At 38.3% G+C, this 20526-nt stretch carries 24 protein-coding genes; 17 read left to right on the top strand and 7 right to left on the bottom strand.

The features are described from left to right. Window positions 1-21: 21 nt before the first annotated feature. Window positions 22-1023, bottom strand: a complete 1002-nt coding sequence (locus SB717_RS20595; RefSeq protein ID WP_071269738.1) for a M23 family metallopeptidase — start codon at window positions 1021-1023, stop codon at window positions 22-24. A gap of 316 nt (window positions 1024-1339) precedes the next feature. Here SB717_RS20595 and lipA point away from each other — a divergent pair, with 316 nt between their 5' ends. Continuing rightward, entirely contained in the window at window positions 1340-2239 is a 900-nt protein-coding gene (lipA, locus tag SB717_RS20600) for a lipoyl synthase (RefSeq protein ID WP_074681660.1), read from the top strand. 332 nt (window positions 2240-2571) lie between these two features. On the opposite strand, the gene SB717_RS20605 is transcribed toward lipA, so the two are convergent. Next, window positions 2572-3213, bottom strand: a complete 642-nt coding sequence (locus tag SB717_RS20605; RefSeq protein ID WP_410904572.1) for a YhcN/YlaJ family sporulation lipoprotein — start codon at window positions 3211-3213, stop codon at window positions 2572-2574. Window positions 3214-3409: 196 nt separating this feature from the next. Between SB717_RS20605 and SB717_RS20610 the strand changes: the two genes are divergently transcribed. After that, complete coding sequence (locus SB717_RS20610) at window positions 3410-3685, top strand: YutD family protein (RefSeq protein ID WP_013059635.1); 276 nt, start codon at window positions 3410-3412, stop codon at window positions 3683-3685. A 48-nt stretch (window positions 3686-3733) separates the two neighbouring features. Here SB717_RS20610 and SB717_RS20615 read toward each other — a convergent pair whose 3' ends face one another. Beyond that, window positions 3734-4000 carry a DUF3055 domain-containing protein gene (locus SB717_RS20615; protein WP_071269732.1) on the bottom strand — a complete coding sequence of 89 codons (267 nt, stop codon included), beginning with the start codon at window positions 3998-4000 and terminating at the stop codon, window positions 3734-3736. A 162-nt stretch (window positions 4001-4162) separates the two neighbouring features. On the opposite strand from SB717_RS20615, the gene SB717_RS20620 reads away from it, so the two are divergent. Both SB717_RS20620 and SB717_RS20625 read left to right on the top strand, forming a co-directional pair. Continuing rightward, complete coding sequence (locus SB717_RS20620; protein WP_410904573.1) at window positions 4163-4600, top strand: DUF86 domain-containing protein; 438 nt, start codon at window positions 4163-4165, stop codon at window positions 4598-4600. A 76-nt stretch (window positions 4601-4676) separates the two neighbouring features. After that, window positions 4677-5447: a TIGR01457 family HAD-type hydrolase gene (locus tag SB717_RS20625; protein WP_074681658.1), complete on the top strand. Its 771-nt coding sequence runs from the start codon at window positions 4677-4679 to the stop codon at window positions 5445-5447. A gap of 37 nt (window positions 5448-5484) precedes the next feature. Here the strand turns inward: SB717_RS20625 and SB717_RS20630 are convergent, their stop codons facing one another. Continuing rightward, on the bottom strand, window positions 5485-5985 hold the full coding sequence (locus tag SB717_RS20630) for a phosphatidylglycerophosphatase A family protein (protein ID WP_013059631.1): 501 nt from the start codon (window positions 5983-5985) through the stop codon (window positions 5485-5487). A gap of 176 nt (window positions 5986-6161) precedes the next feature. Here SB717_RS20630 and yutH point away from each other — a divergent pair, with 176 nt between their 5' ends. From yutH to thrB, 5 genes are all read left to right on the top strand, one after another. Then, window positions 6162-7163 (top strand): spore coat putative kinase YutH, encoded by a 1002-nt coding sequence (yutH, locus tag SB717_RS20635; RefSeq protein ID WP_028412623.1) that lies wholly within the window; start codon window positions 6162-6164, stop codon window positions 7161-7163. A gap of 117 nt (window positions 7164-7280) precedes the next feature. Continuing rightward, window positions 7281-8270 (top strand): 2-hydroxyacid dehydrogenase, encoded by a 990-nt coding sequence (locus SB717_RS20640; protein ID WP_410904574.1) that lies wholly within the window; start codon window positions 7281-7283, stop codon window positions 8268-8270. A 240-nt stretch (window positions 8271-8510) separates the two neighbouring features. Beyond that, a complete protein-coding gene (locus tag SB717_RS20645; RefSeq protein WP_013059628.1) occupies window positions 8511-9812 on the top strand; it encodes a homoserine dehydrogenase in 1302 nt (433 codons plus the stop codon). Further along, window positions 9812-10873, top strand: coding sequence for a threonine synthase (thrC, locus tag SB717_RS20650; protein WP_026106720.1), 1062 nt, complete (start codon window positions 9812-9814; stop codon window positions 10871-10873). Before SB717_RS20645 ends, thrC begins: the two co-directional genes overlap by 1 nt. Then, entirely contained in the window at window positions 10867-11781 is a 915-nt protein-coding gene (gene thrB / locus SB717_RS20655; protein ID WP_410904575.1) for a homoserine kinase, read from the top strand. The genes thrC and thrB overlap by 7 nt, the downstream gene beginning before the upstream one ends. A gap of 89 nt (window positions 11782-11870) precedes the next feature. On the opposite strand, the gene SB717_RS20660 is transcribed toward thrB, so the two are convergent. Further along, the gene (locus tag SB717_RS20660; RefSeq protein WP_013059625.1) at window positions 11871-12101 is read right to left on the bottom strand and encodes a NifU family protein; all 231 of its coding nucleotides are present in this window, start codon (window positions 12099-12101) and stop codon (window positions 11871-11873) included. Window positions 12102-12294: 193 nt separating this feature from the next. On the opposite strand from SB717_RS20660, the gene SB717_RS20665 reads away from it, so the two are divergent. Further along, window positions 12295-12621, top strand: a complete 327-nt coding sequence (locus tag SB717_RS20665; protein ID WP_028412620.1) for a YuzD family protein — start codon at window positions 12295-12297, stop codon at window positions 12619-12621. A gap of 43 nt (window positions 12622-12664) precedes the next feature. On the opposite strand, the gene SB717_RS20670 is transcribed toward SB717_RS20665, so the two are convergent. Further along, window positions 12665-13729 (bottom strand): NAD(P)/FAD-dependent oxidoreductase, encoded by a 1065-nt coding sequence (locus tag SB717_RS20670; RefSeq protein WP_074681912.1) that lies wholly within the window; start codon window positions 13727-13729, stop codon window positions 12665-12667. 381 nt (window positions 13730-14110) lie between these two features. On the opposite strand from SB717_RS20670, the gene SB717_RS20675 reads away from it, so the two are divergent. From SB717_RS20675 to SB717_RS20690, 4 genes are all read left to right on the top strand, one after another. Then, window positions 14111-14350 (top strand): YuzB family protein, encoded by a 240-nt coding sequence (locus SB717_RS20675; RefSeq protein WP_013059622.1) that lies wholly within the window; start codon window positions 14111-14113, stop codon window positions 14348-14350. Window positions 14351-14652: 302 nt separating this feature from the next. Beyond that, window positions 14653-15507 carry a diaminopimelate epimerase gene (dapF, locus tag SB717_RS20680; protein ID WP_074681911.1) on the top strand — a complete coding sequence of 285 codons (855 nt, stop codon included), beginning with the start codon at window positions 14653-14655 and terminating at the stop codon, window positions 15505-15507. Window positions 15508-15582: 75 nt separating this feature from the next. Next, window positions 15583-15948, top strand: a complete 366-nt coding sequence (locus SB717_RS20685; protein ID WP_045291588.1) for a HesB/IscA family protein — start codon at window positions 15583-15585, stop codon at window positions 15946-15948. Window positions 15949-16097: 149 nt separating this feature from the next. Beyond that, window positions 16098-16616: a hypothetical protein gene (locus SB717_RS20690; protein ID WP_074681652.1), complete on the top strand. Its 519-nt coding sequence runs from the start codon at window positions 16098-16100 to the stop codon at window positions 16614-16616. A 27-nt stretch (window positions 16617-16643) separates the two neighbouring features. Here the strand turns inward: SB717_RS20690 and SB717_RS20695 are convergent, their stop codons facing one another. Then, complete coding sequence (locus tag SB717_RS20695; RefSeq protein ID WP_410904576.1) at window positions 16644-17636, bottom strand: NAD(P)/FAD-dependent oxidoreductase; 993 nt, start codon at window positions 17634-17636, stop codon at window positions 16644-16646. Between the two features lie 492 nt (window positions 17637-18128). Between SB717_RS20695 and SB717_RS20700 the strand changes: the two genes are divergently transcribed. The 3 genes from SB717_RS20700 to SB717_RS20710 all read left to right on the top strand — a co-directional run bounded on the left by SB717_RS20700 (window position 18129) and on the right by SB717_RS20710 (window position 20519). Next, window positions 18129-19343: an NAD(P)/FAD-dependent oxidoreductase gene (locus SB717_RS20700; protein ID WP_045291584.1), complete on the top strand. Its 1215-nt coding sequence runs from the start codon at window positions 18129-18131 to the stop codon at window positions 19341-19343. A 123-nt stretch (window positions 19344-19466) separates the two neighbouring features. Next, on the top strand, window positions 19467-19790 hold the full coding sequence (locus SB717_RS20705) for a YuiB family protein (protein WP_013059616.1): 324 nt from the start codon (window positions 19467-19469) through the stop codon (window positions 19788-19790). Window positions 19791-19871: 81 nt separating this feature from the next. Continuing rightward, window positions 19872-20519, top strand: a complete 648-nt coding sequence (locus tag SB717_RS20710) for a 3D domain-containing protein (protein WP_098621257.1) — start codon at window positions 19872-19874, stop codon at window positions 20517-20519. Window positions 20520-20526 lie beyond the last annotated feature (7 nt).

The following is a 20526-nucleotide window of genomic DNA, read 5'->3' on the forward strand; positions in this document are numbered from 1 at the left end:
AAGCGTCGGCTTCCTGTTTTTTTATTTTTTCTTTAGTTCTAAACGATCATTTCTTTCCCACGTTCTTAACTGAGGATATGGGTCAAACGACCACTCATTTTTGCCGTTATCTTTATACATTCCATAATGCAAGTGAGGAGGGAATTTCCCAGAAGTTCCAGGAGGTCCATAACCGGAACTTCCTACTCCGCCAATGAGTGTTCCTGGTTCTACAATTTGCCCTACTTTTAAATTTTTTGCAAACCCGCTTAAATGAGCTAAATAATGATAGTTATTATGAAGGTCACGAATACCGATTCGCCAGCCTCCATATTTATTCCATCCTTTAAGCTCAATAATGCCATAGCAAGGGGATTTTACTGGAACTCCGTAATCTGCAAAAATGTCTGTTCCTTCATGGATTCGTTTTCCACCCCAGCCGCGCGCATCTCCCCATGTACTGCGATAACTGTAGTTCGCACGGAGAGGCACAGGAAATGAAGAACCTTTTAAATCAATGCGACCGTAATGACGAAAAATTTTAGCATTCCCTAAAATAATATCAACCGCTTTAGCCCGGTGATAATAGTTCCAAAGCGCAATTTTAATATAGTCTTCGGATACCCCGAACGTCCGAATATAATCTGCCATGGTAAAAAGCATATCTTCATCATTAAATTGGTCTGCTTTTTTGTCTCCATTCCCGTCTTTACCCATTCCCCCGAGGAGAGAAATAGTGAGTGGGTTTGTATCTTCCAAATTTGGATTTAGAGAGCCTGACCATTTTTCTGGAGGGTAATAAATGGCGATTGCACCTTTTTCTCTTGGAATATCTTTATGAGAGCGTCGAATATTTCGTTCATACTGGTCAATCCCAGCAAAGTAATACCAAGGAATTGTAGTAGCGGCTTCCATTTGTTTATACAGCTCTAATCTCTTTTGAATAAGCATTTTTTCTTGATCTGCTGAAGATTCAGCTGTTACGTGGTGCCATCCTGTGAATATAGACATGAACATAAAAAGTAAGATAATCGTTTTGCGCATCGTGTTTCCCCCTTTCTAAAAATAGTTTGTAACACTAGTTTGCAGCGAGAAAAAAGATTTCATAAATATTAATTAATGGAAATCGCTTCAAAACTTTTTTAAAGAATTTTATTCAGAAGATAAATGGAAATTATACGGAGGATGAAAACGCACACATTCGGATGGGAAATAGAAGAAAACTGAGGAAAATAAAGAGCAGACAACTTGTCGAATCTCACTTTTTTATGATAAAGTGACATATAGTTATGTTTTTAATATGTAGTTAAAATTAAGCATATAGGTTATAGACATTTTCTAGATTGGTGGAGTTGATAATATGGCAACAAAAGAAGAGCATGTCCGCAAACCCGAGTGGCTGAAGATTAAGCTAAACACAAACGAAAATTACACAGGCTTAAAGAAAATGATGCGTGAAAAAAACCTTCATACAGTTTGTGAAGAAGCAAGATGTCCGAATATTCATGAGTGTTGGGCTGTTCGTCGTACGGCAACTTTTATGATTTTGGGAGAAGTATGTACACGTGCCTGTCGTTTTTGCGCGGTTAAGACAGGTTTGCCAACGGAATTAGATTTAGAAGAGCCGGAACGCGTAGCGGATTCTGTTCAGCTAATGAACTTAAAACATGCGGTTATTACAGTAGTAGCTCGCGACGATTTAAAAGACGGAGGAGCAAGCGTATTAGCTGAAACAATTCGTGCGATTCGTCGTAAAAATCCATTCACAACAATTGAAGTATTGCCTTCTGATATGGGTGGTGTGGAAGAGAACTTACGTATTGTAATGGACGCACGTCCTGATATTTTAAACCATAATATTGAAACAGTACGCAGCCTTACGCCTCGTGTTCGTGCTCGTGCTAAATATGAGCGTTCTCTTGAGTTCCTTCGCCGTGCAAAAGAAATGCAGCCGGAGATCCCTACAAAATCAAGTATCATGCTTGGTCTAGGAGAAACAAAAGAAGAAATTATTGAAACGATGGATGATTTGCGTGCGAACAATGTAGATATTATGACGCTAGGCCAATATCTACAGCCAACTAAAAAGCACATAAAAGTTCAGAAATATTACCATCCAAATGAGTTTGAAGAGCTAAAAGAAATTGCATTATCAAAAGGATTCAGCCATGTCGAAGCAGGTCCTCTTGTACGTTCTTCTTACCATGCAGATGAGCAAGTTAACGCTGCTGCAAAAAACAAAGCACAAGAAAGCAAATAAGGTAAAAAGAGGCTGGAACAAAAGTAGTTTAGCCGAAGTGAAAAACGAACCACTAATCAAACTGTTTGATTAGTGGTTCGTTTTTTTTGTTACGGTTAACGTAAAATTTATCTGTTTTGTTCCTTCTAGCAGTTGATTGGAGGGCAAGGCGAAGACTCCTGCGGGAACAGCGGAACAGGTGAGACCCCACAGGAGCGCAAGCGACGAGGGCCGCCCGCGGAAAGCGAAGCCTTGCACGGAAATCAACTGCGGTGTCACAAGCGGTTCAGCTCATGTGTCTCATTTCTTCGTCTTTTGATTACATTCTTTTAGTTACGTCTCAACTTTTTTGTTTATTCCACCATATCTTTGTCCGTCATCGGTTCATTCAATTCGTTTTTCTCTCTTCCATTTGCATCTTCTCCGCCGTTCATTTTACGCCCTTGGGGAGATTTTAGCATTTGTTGAATAACGGCATCGATTCGTTTTCTAGCATCATTTGTTTGTGTATTCATTTCACTAATATTTTCGATTTGGTCCATATGTTTCGGATTATCTGAGACGTATACATGATAATAACGAGGGACTACAGACATAGCTGTACGTTTTACCTGATCGGCTGCGTTATTCCTATTTTTAGCATCTGTTTTATAAGCAATAAGCACATCTTTATCCGTTACTAGCGTAGCGGCTTGTTTAATATTTGGGATAGCGGTGCTCAGTTTACTAATATTGTCGGCTGCTTCTTCTCGATTAAATGTTCCTACTTGGTTCATATTGGAATTTTGTTCATTTGTGTTTTTAGTGTATCGGACATATCCATAATTTGTGCCGCTATTATTATTTGGATTATAATAATGATTAGGCTCGTTTACATTAATGGCATCTGGGTTGTTTGGTGATAAATTTTCATTTTCAGCTGTGTTTTTATTTTGACAGCCAATGGTTAAAATACTTGTTATCAAAGCGATTCCAAGAATAGATTTCTTCACCATTTCCACCTCCTGTAGTTAAATATCGTACGCCAGGTAAACCGGCGAACCTTCATGTGGAGCATAAAAGATCAGTAGGTATACCGATAAAACTCCTACAGGATTAGAGTGCTGCTTATACGTGAAAAATTTCATGTTAATTGATGGTTTCATCATCATAATTATGGTATGGTAAATTTTAAGAGAAGAGGTGTGAGCAATGGTCTGTATCAATAATATTTGTTATGAAGTATTAAAAGATGAGCGCGAAGCATTTAATGAAGAGGCGTTTAGAGGTCGCTTTATTGACGTGCTGAGCCGCTATGACTATATTGTGGGAGATTGGGGATACAATCAGCTTCGACTGCGAGGCTTTTTTGATGACCGAAATCAAAAGGCAACGTATGATACGAAGATTAGTACGCTTCAAGACTATTTACATGAATATTGTAATTTTGGCTGTGCGTATTTTGTCTTAAAAAAAGTCCATAAGTAAAAAAAGGCAAGCCGAAGACACTAATTGTCCTTCACGCTGCCTTTTTTTTTAGATGAGTTCATATAAAAATTCGCGAAGTTCCTGACCGTCTTCACTATTTAATTTAAATACTTCTTCAAGATAGTTTGGTTCTTCAAGGTCATCTTGTCCAATGATGGCAAAGCGTCCTCCTTGAATATCAAGAACAACTTGTTTGCCATAATAACGGTCGGTTTGGATAATAGCTAAATCAAATCGTTGATTTTCGCCCATAAAGCTGACAAACCGGGTCTTTGTAGATACAACATCGTCATATAGATAAAAGCGTTCGCTCATAGGTATACTCCTTTCATAGGTTGTATTTGTATCATATCAAATAAGGTCAAAAACAAAAATGAATTTATCAAATGGATAATGGGTCATGATAAAATAGAACAGGAACCCCGTTTGTTTATGAAAAAAGATTTATAGAGAGCTGACAACTAGGGAGGAAATAATATGTACTTTGTAGATCGTGAAAAAATAGAAGCCACGCTTGTTTTTTTTGATGAACACGTTCGTTTGTTTACTGAGCATTCGAGCTGGAACACAGAAATAGAGAAAAAGGCATTAGAGAGAATTGTACATCTTTTAATTGAAAACGTTTTAGATGTAGGAAATGCAATGATTGATGGATTTATTATGAGAGATCCAGGCAGTTACGACGATATCATTGATATTTTAGTTGATGAGAAAGTGGTTAAAAAAGAGGAAGAAACGCCATTAAAAGAGATTGTTCAATTGCGTAAAAGCCTTGTTCAAGAATATGTGGATGTTAATCATCAGGATATTTATCAAAAAGTGATGCAGCATAAAGACGTACTGGCAGCATTTTCAGAGCGCGTAAGGACATATATAGAGACAGAATTAGGGCCTGTGTCGGCTTTTCGTAACTAAAGGCAAGCAAGTTGTAGTTGTATAAAAAATAAGCTATGATTTCAAGTATGAGACTTGAAAGGAGATCACACACAACATGAAGGAATATAAAGGATATTTGATTGATTTAGATGGAACAATGTACAAAGGAACAGAGCTAATTGCCGAGGCGCGTGATTTTGTTATTAAATTAAAGGAAAAAGGAATTCCTTATTTATTTGTAACAAACAACTCAACAAAAACGCCCGATAAAGTAGCTGAAAAGCTAGAGGCATTTGGCATTCCTGCAACAGAAGAGCAAGTTTTTACAACGAGTCAGGCAACAGCTAACTATTTGCATGAACGCAAAGCAAACGCTTCAGCCTATGTAATTGGCGGAGAAGGAATCCGACATGCATTGCTTGAAAAAGGATTTACCATTGAAGAGGAAGATACGGATTTTGTAGTTGTTGGTTTGGATCAGGAAATTACATATGAAAAATTGGCAAAAGCATGTTTAAACGTTCGAAACGGCGCCTTTTTTGTTTCAACGAACGGAGATATTGCGATTCCTACTGAAAGAGGCTTATTGCCTGGTAATGGATCTATCACGTCCGTTATTACGGTTTCTACTCAAACAAATCCAGTATTTATTGGCAAACCAGAAAGTATTATTATGGAGCAAGCCCTTGAAGTCATCGGTACGCCAAAAGAAGAAACAATCATGATTGGTGATTACTATGATACAGATATTTTAGCAGGGATGAATGCAGGCTTAGATACATTATTAGTCCATACAGGGGTAACAACAAGAGAGTTACTAGAAGGATATGAGAAAAAGCCAACTTATACGGTAGATTCACTAAAAGAGTGGATGGATCGAATTTAAAAAGCTGTCAATTGACAGCTTTTTTTGTTTTTAAAACCTATTCTTGACTGGCAGCCCGATGCGCTAACCGGCTAGAAGCAGCAGCAGCAATTGCGCCTACTAAATCATCTAAGAAAGTATGGCACTCTCCAGTAGATTTATCGTTTAATCTTTCTAAAATGCCCGGCTTTTGTTTATCAATATACCCGTAATTGGTAAAGCCGATTGATCCGTAAACATTTACAATCGATAATGCTAAAATTTCGTCGATACCGTATAAACCTTCGTCTTTCTCAAGAATATCCAACAGAGGCGGCTCAATCACTTTTTTTTCCGTGAGGACATCTAGTTGAATACCGGTTAAAATAGCATTTTGAACTTCTCGTTTAGAAATGACGCGTTCAACATTATATAAACAGTCTTCGATTGTTAAGTTTGGGTGATACTTTTTTTGCAAGTAATAGACCAGTTCAGCAATGTCCGTAAGAGCCACGCCGCGTTCTATTAACCATTCTCTTGCTTTTTTTTCTAACTCACTTTGTGTATGTTTTTTCTCCAAGTATCATCACCTGTTTTCTATATATTTTTAAGTCTAAAGTTGTTTCATACTACTAACCCGGAGTAAATAACTATAAATGGTGTATTTCTAATCTATTCATTCCTCCGTAAATATTATGACAAGTAATGTTGTTTTCCATCATATAATTTCTTGAATGAATGAAGAGAGGGATTAAAATGATACAAACCATTTATGAGCATTACGGATTACGTCCAAACGAATTTATGCCCGTTGGTAAATTTGAAGGTTTTCAGTATCGAGATATTTTATATACGATTATTAATGTAAAGCAAATGGAACAAGACGAGTTAAATGAACTATATCAAATGAGTCAATTTCTAATGGGGCAAGGTGATCGCCATGTGGCAACATTTATGCCTAATTTGAATGGTGAAATGATTACAGAAACTGAAACTGAAAAATTTATCATTTGCCGCTGTCTTGCGGAAGAGAAAAACCCCAATTTTTCACCTGGGCACGAGCTAGCTGTTTTTCATCAAAAAGGGAGGCTGTTTCCTTATGAAGTGGAAAAAGCAAACCGGCTAGGGCAATGGAAGTCCATGTGGGAGAAGCGTCTCGACCAGATGGAGCAATTTTGGTATGGAAGATTACGTGCTTTACCTAATCAAGAGATGGAAAAACGTTTTTTAGAAACTTTTCCTTATTACCTAGGATTAACGGAAAATGCTATTCAATACCTAGTAGACACGGAAATTGACGATTTGCCCCGGTCAGTTGACGCTGCAACGATTTGTCATCATCGGTTCGGCCAAAAAACATGGGGGGAAGACCACGTTTACAAGCTCCCGGCAGACTGGGTTTTCGATCACCCTAGCAGAGATATAGCTGAATATATAAGGGAACAATATTTATTAACATACGCTGTCGATGAAAGGCACATGCATCAGTTTTTAAGTGAATATGAAAAGGTAAATCCACTTTCTTCTTTTTCATGGAGACTGTTATATGCTAGACTGCTTTTTCCTGTTCATTATTTTGAGGTCATTGAAGGGTACTACAGTGTACAAGATGAGCGGGAAAAACAAAAGTATTATGAGAAGCTGGAAGGGGTATTAGCTCATTCTTCTCACTACGAAGCGTTTCTCAAGCGCTTTTATCAGTCGGTGGGCATTTCAACGTCTCGTTATCACATTCCTGAATTAACATGGATTCATTAAAAAGCGATTACTATAGAATATGATAAAATAGAAAAATAGGTGTTGGATAATCCAAACCCGTTTTTCTATTTTGTTTTTGTGCAAGCAGTTTAAAAAGGATAAAGAGGTGGCGTACATATGGACAAGCCGTTTGTATTTATTACGAGAAAAATACCGAATGAATTAATCGAACCTTTAAAGGCAGTAGCGAATGTGGAAATGTGGGATAAAGAAGATGAGGCAGTTCCTCATGAGCTGCTTTGTGAAAAAGCTAAGCGCGCACATGCTCTATTAACAATGCTTTCAGATCGTATTGACAGTGAATTGCTTACGCAAGCTCCTCATTTAAAGCTTGTAGCTAACTTGGCGGTCGGATTCGATAATATTGACGTAGAAGCGGCAACTGAACGAGAAGTTATCATTTCTAATACGCCCGATGTTTTATCTGATACAACAGCGGATTTAACGTTTGGTTTATTAATGAGTGTAGCTAGACGTTTAGTAGAAGCTGCTGAATACGTGAAAGAAAATCAGTGGAAAAGCTGGAGCCCATTTTTGTTAGCGGGTAGAGATGTTCACCATAAAACCTTAGGTATTGTTGGAATGGGGAAAATTGGAGAGACACTTGCGAAACGTGCTACAGGTTTTGATATGGAAATTCTGTACCACAACCGAAGCCGCAACCTTCAAGCAGAACAAAAGCTCGATGCAGTTTACTGTGAGTTAAATGAGCTGCTTGAACGATCTGATTTTATTGTTTGTTTGACACCATTAACGGACGAAACCAAATATTTATTTAATGCTGAAGCATTTGAACAGATGAAAACAACTGCAATCTTTATTAATGCCTCAAGAGGAGCAGTGGTTGATGAGCAAGCACTGTTACATGCGATTCAATCCGGTGAAATTGCTGGAGCTGGCTTGGATGTATTCGATCAAGAGCCTGTTTCTGCTTCTCACCCTCTTCTTCAATTGCCTAATGTTGTAGCGCTTCCTCATATCGGCAGTGCGAGTATCGAAACGCGCACGGAAATGATTTCTTTATGCGTAAAAAACATTAAAGCAGTGCTCACAAACGAGTCTCCTATTACAATTGTAAATAAAGAAGCGTTTGCGAAAAAATCATAATGGAAAAAGGCAATTTCATTTCGGTGAAATTGTCTTTTTTTATTAAAAAACAGTAGTAGCCATGTTATGATAATAAAATGAAATATTTTAAAAATTTACATTTATCTTTATATACCAATTTTTTTAACAAGTTTACGAGAAAAGATGGCAAGTAAACCTTGTAAAAAAGAAAAATAAGGTCTATAATGTCCTCTATAAGAGAACAAATGTATACGTAGAAAGAACACAGAGGTGAGGAATATGACAAAAAGTATTTCAGTAGGATTATTAGGATTAGGAACGGTAGGAAGCGGAGTAGTCAAAATTATTGAAAATCATCAGGATAAATTAAGTCATCAAGTCGGGTGTCCTGTAGAAGTTAAAAAAGTAGTAGTTAAAGATATTGATAAGAAACGTGACGTGGAGATCAGTGAAGATAAATTAACAACGAATGTTGAAGACGTTTTACATAACGCGGAGATTGACGTTGTCATTGAAGTAATGGGTGGCGTTGAAGAAACAAGAGATTATATCTTAACAGCCCTTCGTAATAAAAAGCATGTTGTAACGGCAAACAAAGACTTAATGGCGGTTTACGGCTCAGAATTGTTAACAGTAGCTTCTGAAAATAATTGTGATTTATTTTATGAAGCAAGTGTAGCTGGCGGTATTCCAATCCTTCGTGGATTAGCAGATGGGTTAGCATCTGATCGTATTACGAAGATGATGGGAATTGTAAATGGGACAACAAACTTCATTTTAACGAAAATGACAAAAGAAGGAAGCGCCTATGATGAAGTGTTAAAAGAAGCGCAGGATTTAGGATATGCTGAAGCGGATCCAACTTCTGACGTAGGTGGTTTAGATGCTGCTCGTAAAATGGCAATTTTGGCTACATTAGGATTTTCAATGAAAATTGACTTGGATGATGTTCGTGTTCAAGGAATTACAGAAGTAACGGAAGAAGACTTGCAATATAGTAAACAACTAGGCTATACGATGAAACTGATTGGATATGCACATCGTGACGGTGACAATGTAGAAGTTAGTGTTCAGCCAACTCTTTTAGCAGATACACATCCTCTTGCTTCAGTAAGCGATGAGTACAACGCTGTATATGTATACGGAGAAGCTGTTGGAGAGACTATGTTCTATGGACCAGGGGCGGGAAGCCTGCCAACGGCCACTGCTGTCGTATCCGATTTAGTAGGTGTTATGAAAAACATGCGTTTAGGTGTGAATGGTAAAAGTGCGGTAACACCTCAGTATCCAAAACAGTTAAAAGCAGAAGATGAAATGTTCTCGAAGCATTTCTTACGTATTCATGTTAAAGATCAGGTTGGAGCATTTGCAAAATTAACAACGCTATTTTCAGAGCGTGGCGTGAGCTTCGAAAAAATTATCCAACTTCCTGTGAAAGGAAGCGAGTTAGCTGAGATTGTTGTGGTTACACACAAAACATCTCAAAAAGATTATGAGGAAATCCTTCAGCAGCTTCGGGATTTACCAATTGTAGAAAATGTAAAAAGCAGTTACCGCGTAGAGGGAGTTGGCACAGTATGATGTGGAAAGGTCTATTAGCTGAGTATAAAGAATTTTTACCTGTAACAGAGAAAACACCTATGCTTACATTACATGAAGGAAATACGCCTTTAATTCATCTTGCTCAGTTATCAAAAGAGCTAGGCATTGATTTGCATGTGAAAGTAGAAGGGTTAAATCCAACGGGATCATTTAAAGACCGCGGAATGGTAATGGCTGTAGCAAAAGCAAAAGAAGAAGGAAGCAATACGGTTATTTGTGCATCTACAGGTAACACATCCGCAGCTGCCGCAGCTTATGCATCACGCGCTGGCATGCGCTGTATCGTTGTTATTCCAAATGGGAAAATTGCGATGGGGAAATTAGCTCAAGCTGTTATGTATGGTGCAGAAATTGTAGCGATTGAAGGGAACTTTGACCAAGCGCTTTCTATGGTTCGTAAGCTAAGTGAAACATCACCGGTTGCACTTGTAAACTCCGTAAACCCATACCGTATTGAAGGGCAAAAAACAGCTTCATTTGAGATTTGTGAACAGCTTGGAAAAGCGCCGGACGTTTTAGCTATCCCAGTGGGGAATGCAGGGAATATTACAGCTTACTGGAAAGGGTTCAAAGAATACAGTGAGCGTCACCAAACGTCCCTTCCTCATATGCATGGTTTTGAAGCAGAGGGTGCAGCGGCGATCGTGCGTAATCAAGTTATCGAAAATCCTGAAACAATTGCAACGGCTATTCGAATCGGAAATCCAGCAAGCTGGGATTATGCTGTAAACGCAGCAAAAGAATCAAACGGAAAAATTGATGAAGTGACAGATGAACAAATCTTAGAAGCATATCGTACAATTGCACGCAAAGAAGGCGTATTTGCAGAGCCAGGTTCTTGCGCTTCAATTGCTGGTGTATTCAAAGATGTAGCTTCTGGTAAAATTGCAAAAGGTTCAACGGTTGTAGCTGTACTAACAGGTAATGGATTAAAAGATCCAAACGTAGCGATCGATGCTCATAACGTAAAGCCAGTGGTTTTACCAAATGATGAAGAAAAGGTATTTGAGTATATCCAAGGTGTCGTTGCTTCATGCTAGAAAATGAGCGTTTTGTCATTACGGTCCCAGCTAGCTCTGCTAATTTAGGGCCAGGGTTTGATTCCATTGGAGTGGCTTTATCCCGCTACTTAAGATTAACAGTAGAGCGTCATGACGGATGGATTTTTATTCCTGAAACGAAAGAAGTACAAAATATTCCTACAGGTATAGATAACTTGATGTATGAAGTGGCACAAGACGTGGCTCGTCAATTTAACATTAATCTTCCAAGTGCGAAGGTCAATGTTTGGAGCAACATTCCATTAGCAAGGGGACTTGGAAGCAGCGCATCGGCTATTGTAGCCGGAATTGAGCTGGCAAATGTATTATGTGACTTGTGTTTATCTAAAAGAGAAAAGCTTCGCATCAGCAGCTTAATGGAAGGACATCCCGATAACGTCAGTCCTTCTATTTACGGAGGCATCGTTGTTGGTTACCACCATGAAAGTGAAACATATATTGCTCAAATACCTGAATTTGATGTTGATATCGTGATGGCTATTCCAGAATATGAATTAAAAACAACGGATGCCCGTGATGTGCTGCCTTCCGATATTAATTATCGCCATGCAGTAGAAGCTGGGGCGATCGGGAACATGCTAGTAGCAGCCCTGTTAAATAAAGATTTACCTCTGGTAGGCGAATTTATGGAGAAAGATTTATACCACGAACCTTATCGCATGAGACTCGTGCCAGAGCTTTCTCTTGTGCGAAAAGAAGCAAAAGCTCTCGGCGCATACGGTGTGTCACTAAGCGGAGCCGGTCCGAGTGTATTATGTTTAGCACCAAAAGGAAAAGGAAAAGCGATTGCTGAACATATGTATGCTTTACTGCCGAACTGCGAAATAGATGTTTTACAAATTGACCGCAAAGGTGTATTTGTAGAAGCTGAAGTCACAACGAGCTAATAAAAAAATCCTCATTCATTTGAATGAGGATTTTTCATTCGCAAGCCCCAATAAAATGGGAGGTTGCTTTTATAATAAAATCAAAGAGATTAGAATACTTGTTCTACTTCAACTACACCAGGTACTTCTTCTAAAAGGGCACGTTCGATACCAGCTTTTAGCGTAATTGTTGAACTTGGGCAGCTTCCGCAAGCGCCTAAAAGACGTAATTTTACAATACCATCCTCTACGTCTACTAGCTCACAATCTCCACCGTCGCGAAGTAAAAACGGACGAAGTTTTTCTAATACTTCTTGAACTTGCTCGTGCATTTCTGACATAACTATCGACTCCTTTCTTCTACTCTTATTATAAACGGTCTTTCATGAAAAATCTATCGGAGTATACATCGTAATGTTACCTTAAAAGAAAAAGATGTGCAATGAATCAGTTTTGTGTAAAATAGTATTCATAACGAAGTAAAAGTGTGAATAATCTTACAGTTTATATGTCAAGATTCAAGGGGGATGTGCTATGCAGTCAACTGAGGTAGAAGTGTGTATTTATGGAGCTGAAATTGTTTGTGCAAGCTGCGTTAACCTGCCGTCTTCAAAAGACACCTATGATTGGCTAGAGGCAGCTATTTCTCGCAAATATCCGAATCAGCCGTTTGCTATCACGTATGTAGATATAAACGAGCCGCATACGGATCCGGAAAAAGCAGCTTTTGCTAAGCGTGTGATTGAAGAAGATTTATTCTATCCTGTAGTGGTCATTAACGGAGAAATTGTTGGGGAAGGCAATCCGAAATTAAAGCGCGTATTTGAGGAAATGGAGAAGTATGGTTTCCGCGCATCATAACGAAAAAAGCCGTTAGATTGTCAGTCATCTAACGGCTTTTGTTTTATCCACTGTGGTGTTTATACATCCAAAGAATACCTGATTTCAATAATCGGGCTACGCGTCCTGTAATCGGACGTTCGGCAACTAAGCCAAACCCGTGCTTTTTGCCTAATGAACCAAGTATGCCCTTTAATTTAATAGTTGGCAATTCATCAGGAAGCGCTTCGCCTTTCCAGCGGTGAAGAAGCACTTGCACAATTTGTTCAGCCTGACCTTCTGCAAGCTGCGCACTTGGCGCATGCGGTAGGCTTGCACAGTCACCTAAAATGTAGACATTTTCATCGTCAGGCAAGTTATGGTATTTCGTCAATACGACGCGTCCTTGAGGGTCTTTCTCTACGTCTAAATCGCGTACCACTTTATTTGGCTGAATGCCTGCTGTCCACACGATTGCATCGCTTTGAATGGGCTCATCATGATTATAAAGAATGTTAGGCTCTACTTTTGTAATATTAGCACTATTTACAATTTCGACACCGTTTGAAGTAAACCAAGTTTGAACGTAATTACTTAAACGTTCTGGGAAAGCAGATAAAATTAATTTACCGCGGTCAAATAAGATGATTTTTAAATCCGGGCGGCTTTCTCTTAGCTCACTTGCCAGTTCTACTCCGCTTAATCCGGCTCCGACAATCGAAACAGTAGCGTGGGCTGGCAAGTTGTTTAATGTCTGATAAGTTGCTCGTGAAGCATCAATGGATTGAATGCTGTATGTATGCTCAAGAGCTCCGGGAACTCCATGATATTTATCTTCGCATCCGAGTCCTACAATCAGGTCATCGTAAGCAATCATTTGATCATCCACATAGACGCATTTTTCTTTCAGATCTATGCGTTTTACACAGCCGTAGCGGATTTTTAAGCGAGGGTGTTCAGGAAAAGCAACACGGACATGCTGATCAGAGATTGTTCCAGCTGCAAGTGCATAGAATTCAGTTTTTAGTGAGTGATAAGGTGCTTTGTCAATAAGCGTTACTTCTACATCGTTAGGCAATTGATTCGGAAAAATGCGCTGCAAAATGCGCATACCACCGTATCCGCCGCCCAGTATGACAAGGTTCTTCATGTGAATTTCCCCTTTAGCTTCATGCATTTTTGTTTTCTCTCTATTATTCTTGCTTTTAAGAATAGGAGGGTACAAATTACCGTTAATAAGGATGGTTGCCAAAAAGATATGAAAGGCTATATAAGATAACATATTTTACTTAAATAATAATTTAATATAACCTCGTTTGGTTTTCTATACATAAAAGTATAACTAAATTAATAAAAAACCACAATATGTTTCAACATAATTTCAAGCTATCCACGTAATATAGCTTATTTATGCATTTTTGAAAAAAGTCTATAAAGCTAAAAAGCGTGCGCGAAATGAACGTGAATTTCTAAAGTTGACGTTGAAAATGAAAGGAGATAGGATAAACTAATAGTAGAGAGGTGAGAAAACGTGATACAGCCAATTATTGAATTTTGCGTTAGCAATTTAGCCAGCGGTTCTCAAACAGCTTTAGAAAAGCTTGAAAAAGATCCAAATCTAGATATTATTGAATACGGATGTTTAGGTTATTGCGGGAAATGTTCACAATCTTTATTTGCCTTGGTAAATGGAGAGATTGTTACGGCGGAAACACCTGAACAGTTAGTAGATAATATCTATATTCATTTAGAAGAAAACCCAATGTTTTAAACTATCCCCGCTGTCGTATCCCTTTTTATCAGGAGAGTGACATGAGGCTAATAGAATAGATGATGTAAGCACGGCTAGTTTTGCCGTGCTTATTTATACATTTTTGAGCAAATATGTGCGCTTTAACCATCCTCTTTGCAATCATAATGCTTATTTTATTTTTTAATACTCCAAAGGAGGACAAAATAAAAAACCCCTTAATCTTTGTGATTAAGGAGCTAAAAAAACGGGGGATGATATTATTGTGTACAAAAGAGAATCACTTTATACTAGAGCTACATAAAAAAATAATGGGTGATAATATGAAAAAATTTCAGTTTACAAAAATGCATGCACTTGGCAACAACTATATCTACGTAAATATGTTTGAAGAACATATAGAAGAGCAAGAGTTAGCACCGCTTGCTGTAAAAGTCTCAAATGTTTATACGGGAATCGGATCGGATGGAATGATTCTTATTTGCCCATCTGAACGTGCAGATGTGAAAATGCGCGTATTTAATAATGACGGCTCGGAAGCAAAAAACTGCGGAAACGGTTTAAGATGTGTAGCTAAATATGCATATGAACATAATTTAGTAACAAGCGAAAGATTCTTTATCGAAACGCTTTCTGGAGTTGTAGAAGCAACGGTGCATCCGCAGGGAAATGAAGTTCCAGAAGTAACAATCGATATGGGAGAGCCTATTTTAGCTAGAGAACAAATTCCAATGACGGGAGAAAGCCAACACCAAGTTGTTGATGAAGAGATGGAATTTGGAAAAGAACGGTTAAAAGGGACGGCTGTATCAATGGGAAATCCTCACGTCGTCTTTTATGTAAATGATATTGAACAAGCGCCTCTTACTACATTAGGCCCTGTGGTTGAAAAAGATTCCCGTTTCCCAGAAGGAGTGAACGTTGAATTTGTTGAGGTAGTGAACGAAAGAGAGCTGAACTTTCGCGTATGGGAAAGAGGTTCGGGTATCACTCAAGCATGCGGGACAGGAGCATGCGCTGCTGTTGTTTCGTCTGTGTTAAATGAGAAGACGAAAAAAGATGTTCCTACTGTCGTACACCTCGCTGGAGGAGATTTAACAATTGTTTGGCAAAATAAAGGCAATGTGTTAATGACAGGTCCAGCCAATGTGATTTGTGACGGCACGTATTATTATTAAAAAATGAAGAAGCAGACGATTTGTCGTCACAGACATTTCGTCGTATACTAAACAAAAAAGGAGGTCTGTTTAAAAATGAGTCAAGATATCCTAACAATTACAGAAGCTGCAAGCTTTCAAATAAAAGATATGATGAAAGAACATGAAGAAGAAAATGCTTATTTACGTGTTAATGTAAATGGAGGAGGCTGCTCAGGTCTTTCTTACGGCATGGGTTTTGCACACGAAGTAAATGAAAACGATACGCTGTTTGAACAACATGGCATTAAGATTCTTGTAGATAGTGAAAGTGCTCCAATTTTAAGAGATGTAAAAATTGATTACAAGCAATCTATGCTAGGCGGAGGGTTTACAATTGATAACCCGAACGCCATTGCAGCATGTGGCTGCGGCTCTTCTTTCCGTACAGCAAGCAACGCAGGTGCTCCTGAAGAGTGCTAAGTATATGTTTATAGAAAAGCTTTCTTCACCTCATCTGGTGAAGAAAGCTTTTTTAGTGAGAAATTTTTGTATGTTACATCATCTATCAAATCTGTTGACTGAATAATCAGTCTTTTTTATACTCAATAAAAAAGAGGAGATGAACGGATTTGATAGATGCGACTCATTACGACGGGGAACAAGTAAGAGGTTACGGAAGTTTTCGCAGAAAAAACACCCTGCCTATTCTATGGAGGGGGTTTATAAACTGGTTAAAACTTGAAAGTAGGAAAATGGAGTCTAAGGATGCAAAAAGTATTCACTTTAGTGAATCGCATTTATTTGTTCAACATTTGCCTTTTTCCGCAGGTGAAGCCTGTCATCAAAACTCGTCCTCTGCGCCTCTTAACCATTCTGAACCTTACATTCGCTATTATGAAAATGCTAACGCAGCTCTGGCTGAAAGCTACGGAGCAGTTAAAGGAGAGCATATTCTGCTGATTGAACGTATTGCCGGTCAATCAGAGGTAGTAAAATATTTAAGCAAGCTCGAAGGTTTGAAGACCTACAGGATGAGCGTAACTAGTCAAGAAGGAAACCATTCCTTTTATGAAATCTGTTTAATAAGCAGTGATGCGGAAATGATGAGTGAAATCATTCATCGAATGGTTACACCAATCCAGCAATGAAAAAAAGCAGGCGAGAGCCTGCTTTTTTTATGAGAACATTGATGTACTGTGCATAGGCTGTAAGCGAGCCTTTGGATCAATGTATGCTTTAGCGTTATTAACGGCAGTCGGACCTTCGCCAAATCCTGCCACGATGAGTTTTACTTTTCCATCATATGTGCAGACATCACCTGCTGCATAGATGCCAGGAATGTTTGTTTCTTGCTTTGAGTTAACAACAATTGCATTTTTCTCTAAATCTAAGTCCCATTCTTTAATTGGACCTAGAGAAGAAACAAATCCAAAGTTTACAATAACATCATCTACGTCTACTACTGTCTTTTCTTCACCTTTTGTGTTTTCTAACACAACTTGTGTAATACGGTCATCTCCAACAAATTCAACCGGTACATACGGTGTTTTAATATCAACTGATGAATTATGCAAGTTTTCTACGCTGTGTTCATGAGCGCGGAACTTGTCTCGGCGATGCGTTAACGTTACTTTTTCTGCGATCGGCTCTAACATAAGAGACCAGTCTACAGCAGAATCCCCGCCTCCGCATACTAATACTTTGCGGCCTTTGAATTTATTCATATCATCCACAAAATAATGAAGGTTCGTTTGCTCGAACTGTTCTGCGTTTTCTAGCTCGATTTTACGGGGCTTAAATGCACCGTTTCCAGCCGTAATAATAATTGTTTTTGAATAGTGGACTTCAGAATTAGTAGTTAATCGAAATACGCCGTCCGCTTGTTTTTCTACCTTTTCTACAGCTTGCTCTAGCGCAACTGCAGGTTTAAATTGATCCATTTGCTCTTTTAGGTTATCGACTAATTCTTGAGCGCGTACTTTTGGAAAACCAGCTACATCATAAATATATTTTTCAGGATATAAAGCAGAAAGCTGTCCACCAAGCTGTGGTAAGCTTTCAATAATTTTTACGCTCGCTTGACGCATACCGCCATAAAATGCTGTAAATAAGCCTGTAGGGCCGCCTCCGATGATGGTAATATCATATACTTGTTTATCTTCTTTCATTTATAATCACCTCTAGATTGTTCTGTGCCAATGCATATTCTACTTTATGATAGCATAGTAAATTATAAAATATCATTAAAACACGCTGGAATGTTTGAGAAACTTTCTCAACTTAAAGATCAGTATTTGCAATCATTAACATAACCACACGTTTTGGTCAAATATAAAACTGGGTATACAGGAAAGTAATTGAAAATTTAAAAGCTTGTAAATAAAAAGTGAAGGGTTGAAAAACCGATAAAAAAAGCATAAGATGTTTGTGTAAATCAAGCTAGGACTTATGCTTACATTTTTTTGAAAAAGAAAAATGTATTTTTTTAGAAAAGAACGTGAAGTGATTCACATTATTTTTCTTATATGAATAATAAATGGATAGCGATGATCGTTCTTGCTCAAACTAACGTAAAAAAGCAAACCAAATAAAATTGCTCTTATCATTATATTTGTAAGACATACTTGTGACTATAACTAAAAAAGGTGGATGACATTCCTATGAAAAAGCCTAAAATCGTCATTTTGGGTGCCGGGTATGGCGGCATTATGACAATTGTTAATTTACAAAAGAAACTGGGTGCTAGTGATGCGGAAATTGTTTTAGTAAATAAAAACGATTACCATTATGAAACGACATGGCTTCATGAAGTATCAGCAGGTACAATTCATCAAGATCGCTCTCGTGTTCCTGTTAAAAATTTAATTAACACAAATAAGGTTACATTTATTAAAGACACGGTCGCGGATATTAAGTTAGATGAAAAGCGTGTTCTTCTTGAAAACAGTGAGCTAACGTACGATTATTTAGTTGTTGCATTAGGATATGAAGCAGAAACTTTCGGAATTAAAGGTTTAAAAGAACATGCATTTACCATTACGAGCATTAATGCAGCACGTCAAATTCGTGAACATATTGATTATGTGTTTGCGACGTACAACAATGAAGTGGAAAAAAGAGACGAACTTCTGACAATTATTGTTGGAGGTGCTGGCTTTACCGGCATTGAATTTGTGGGAGAATTAGCAAATCGAGTCCCTCAGCTCTGCAAAGAGTTTGATATTCCGCGTGAAAAAGTACGCGTTATTTGTGTAGAGGCAGCGCCTACGGCTTTACCAGGTTTTGATCCAGAACTTGTAGAATATGCGGTAACACAGCTAGAACGAAAAGGAATCGAGTTCAAGATCGGAACAGCGATTAAAGAATGTACAGAAGAAGGAATTATTGTATCAAAAGATGACCAAGTGGAGGAAATCAAATCAGCAACAGTTGTATGGGCTGCAGGTGTTCGAGGCAGTCATGTGATTGAAAAAGCTGGATTTGAAAACATGCGCGGACGTGTAAAAGTAAGCAATAGTTTGCTGGCACCAGGGCATGAAGATGTGTTTGTTATTGGTGATTGTTCACTAATGATTAATCCAGAAACAGAACGTCCTTATCCGCCAACAGCTCAAATCGCTATGCAGCAAGGCGGTACCTGCGCTGAAAACATTAGCCGTTTGATGAAAGGTCAAAAAGAATTAAGCGAGTTCAAACCAGATATTAAAGGAACGGTATGTTCCTTAGGGCATGATGATGCAATTGGCGTTGTATACGGTCGAAAACTATTTGGTTCAAGCGCATCTTTTATGAAAAAAGTTGTTGATAATCGCTCGCTTTTCCTTCAAGGCGGAGCAGGTCTTGTATTGAAAAAAGGAAAATTTAATTTCTTTTAAAACAAAAAGCAAAAGGTCTTTGAACCTTTTGTTTTTTTTGGTATTAACTTACTTTTCTGTGATTGACGCCTTGATTACTCTTAAGTAAACTGAGAGTATAAAGAGTAACGGAGGCGAAAAGCAATGGAAATGAGTGTGCCTGTCCTAATTATCTCCATCTTGTTGTTTTTTGTTTTGTTTTTTGGAATCGGTTTCTTGTTGAATATGCTGCTTCGCATGTCTTGGATTATGGCTATTATTTATCCCGTGATTTTTATTTTTATTATTGATGATGTAAGAGCGGTTGATTACATTCAGCATCCCGCTCACTCTTTTCAGCAGCTAGGTACAAAAGTGCTATCTTTAGCCACAGCTGACATTGCGATTTTAATGGCTGGTTTTATAGGTGCACTAGCTTCAGGCATTACCATTAAATCTTTACGAACAAGAGGGTACCAAATGTTTTAAATGTAAATTCTTCTCGCAAACGAATAATTTGTTTTTATGTTGGAAACAAATAGATTCGTGAGAGGAGTTGTGGAAATCACAATGATTGGAAAAATAGCAAAGCGATTCATTATGTGCCTACTACTGGTCGGAGCGCTGTTTACAACATATGAAGCAATTACCGGCGTCCCAATAACCACAGTCATCAAATATATGCCTTTTATAAACAGTACAGGGCATCCTCTAATGAATGAAAGGCTCTTACCATCATTTCTAAAACCACTAAGAGCTGAAGCGGCTAGCAATGACAAAGAGCGTCTGACGATTGAAGAAGCGTTTGATTGGTCGCGTTATCCAACTAAGAATGTATTGGCTACGGGTTACACAGCTGGTTACGAATCAACTGGGAAAAATCCCAATCATCCAGGGTATGGTATTACATATTCGGGCGTTAAAGTAAAACGTGACTTGTATTCAACCATCGCTGCTGATTTAACCATATTTCCAATCGGCACGATCTTGTTTATTCCGGGCTATGGCTATGGAGTGGTAGCAGATAAAGGTGGGGCTATTAAAGGCAATCATCTTGATTTATATTTTGAGACTGTTTCTGATGTGTACAATATATGGGGTAAGAAAGAATTAAACGTCTATGTAGTGAAATCAGGAGACGGCCGTTTAACTGAAGAAGACTTAACAATGCTGAATGAAAAGAAATCAATGCAAGTTTTTCGTCAGCAGGTGAAATAAATGAGAA

This window comes from Priestia sp. SIMBA_032 (genome assembly GCF_046535215.1).
Lineage (GTDB): Bacteria > Bacillota > Bacilli > Bacillales > Bacillaceae_H > Priestia > Priestia aryabhattai.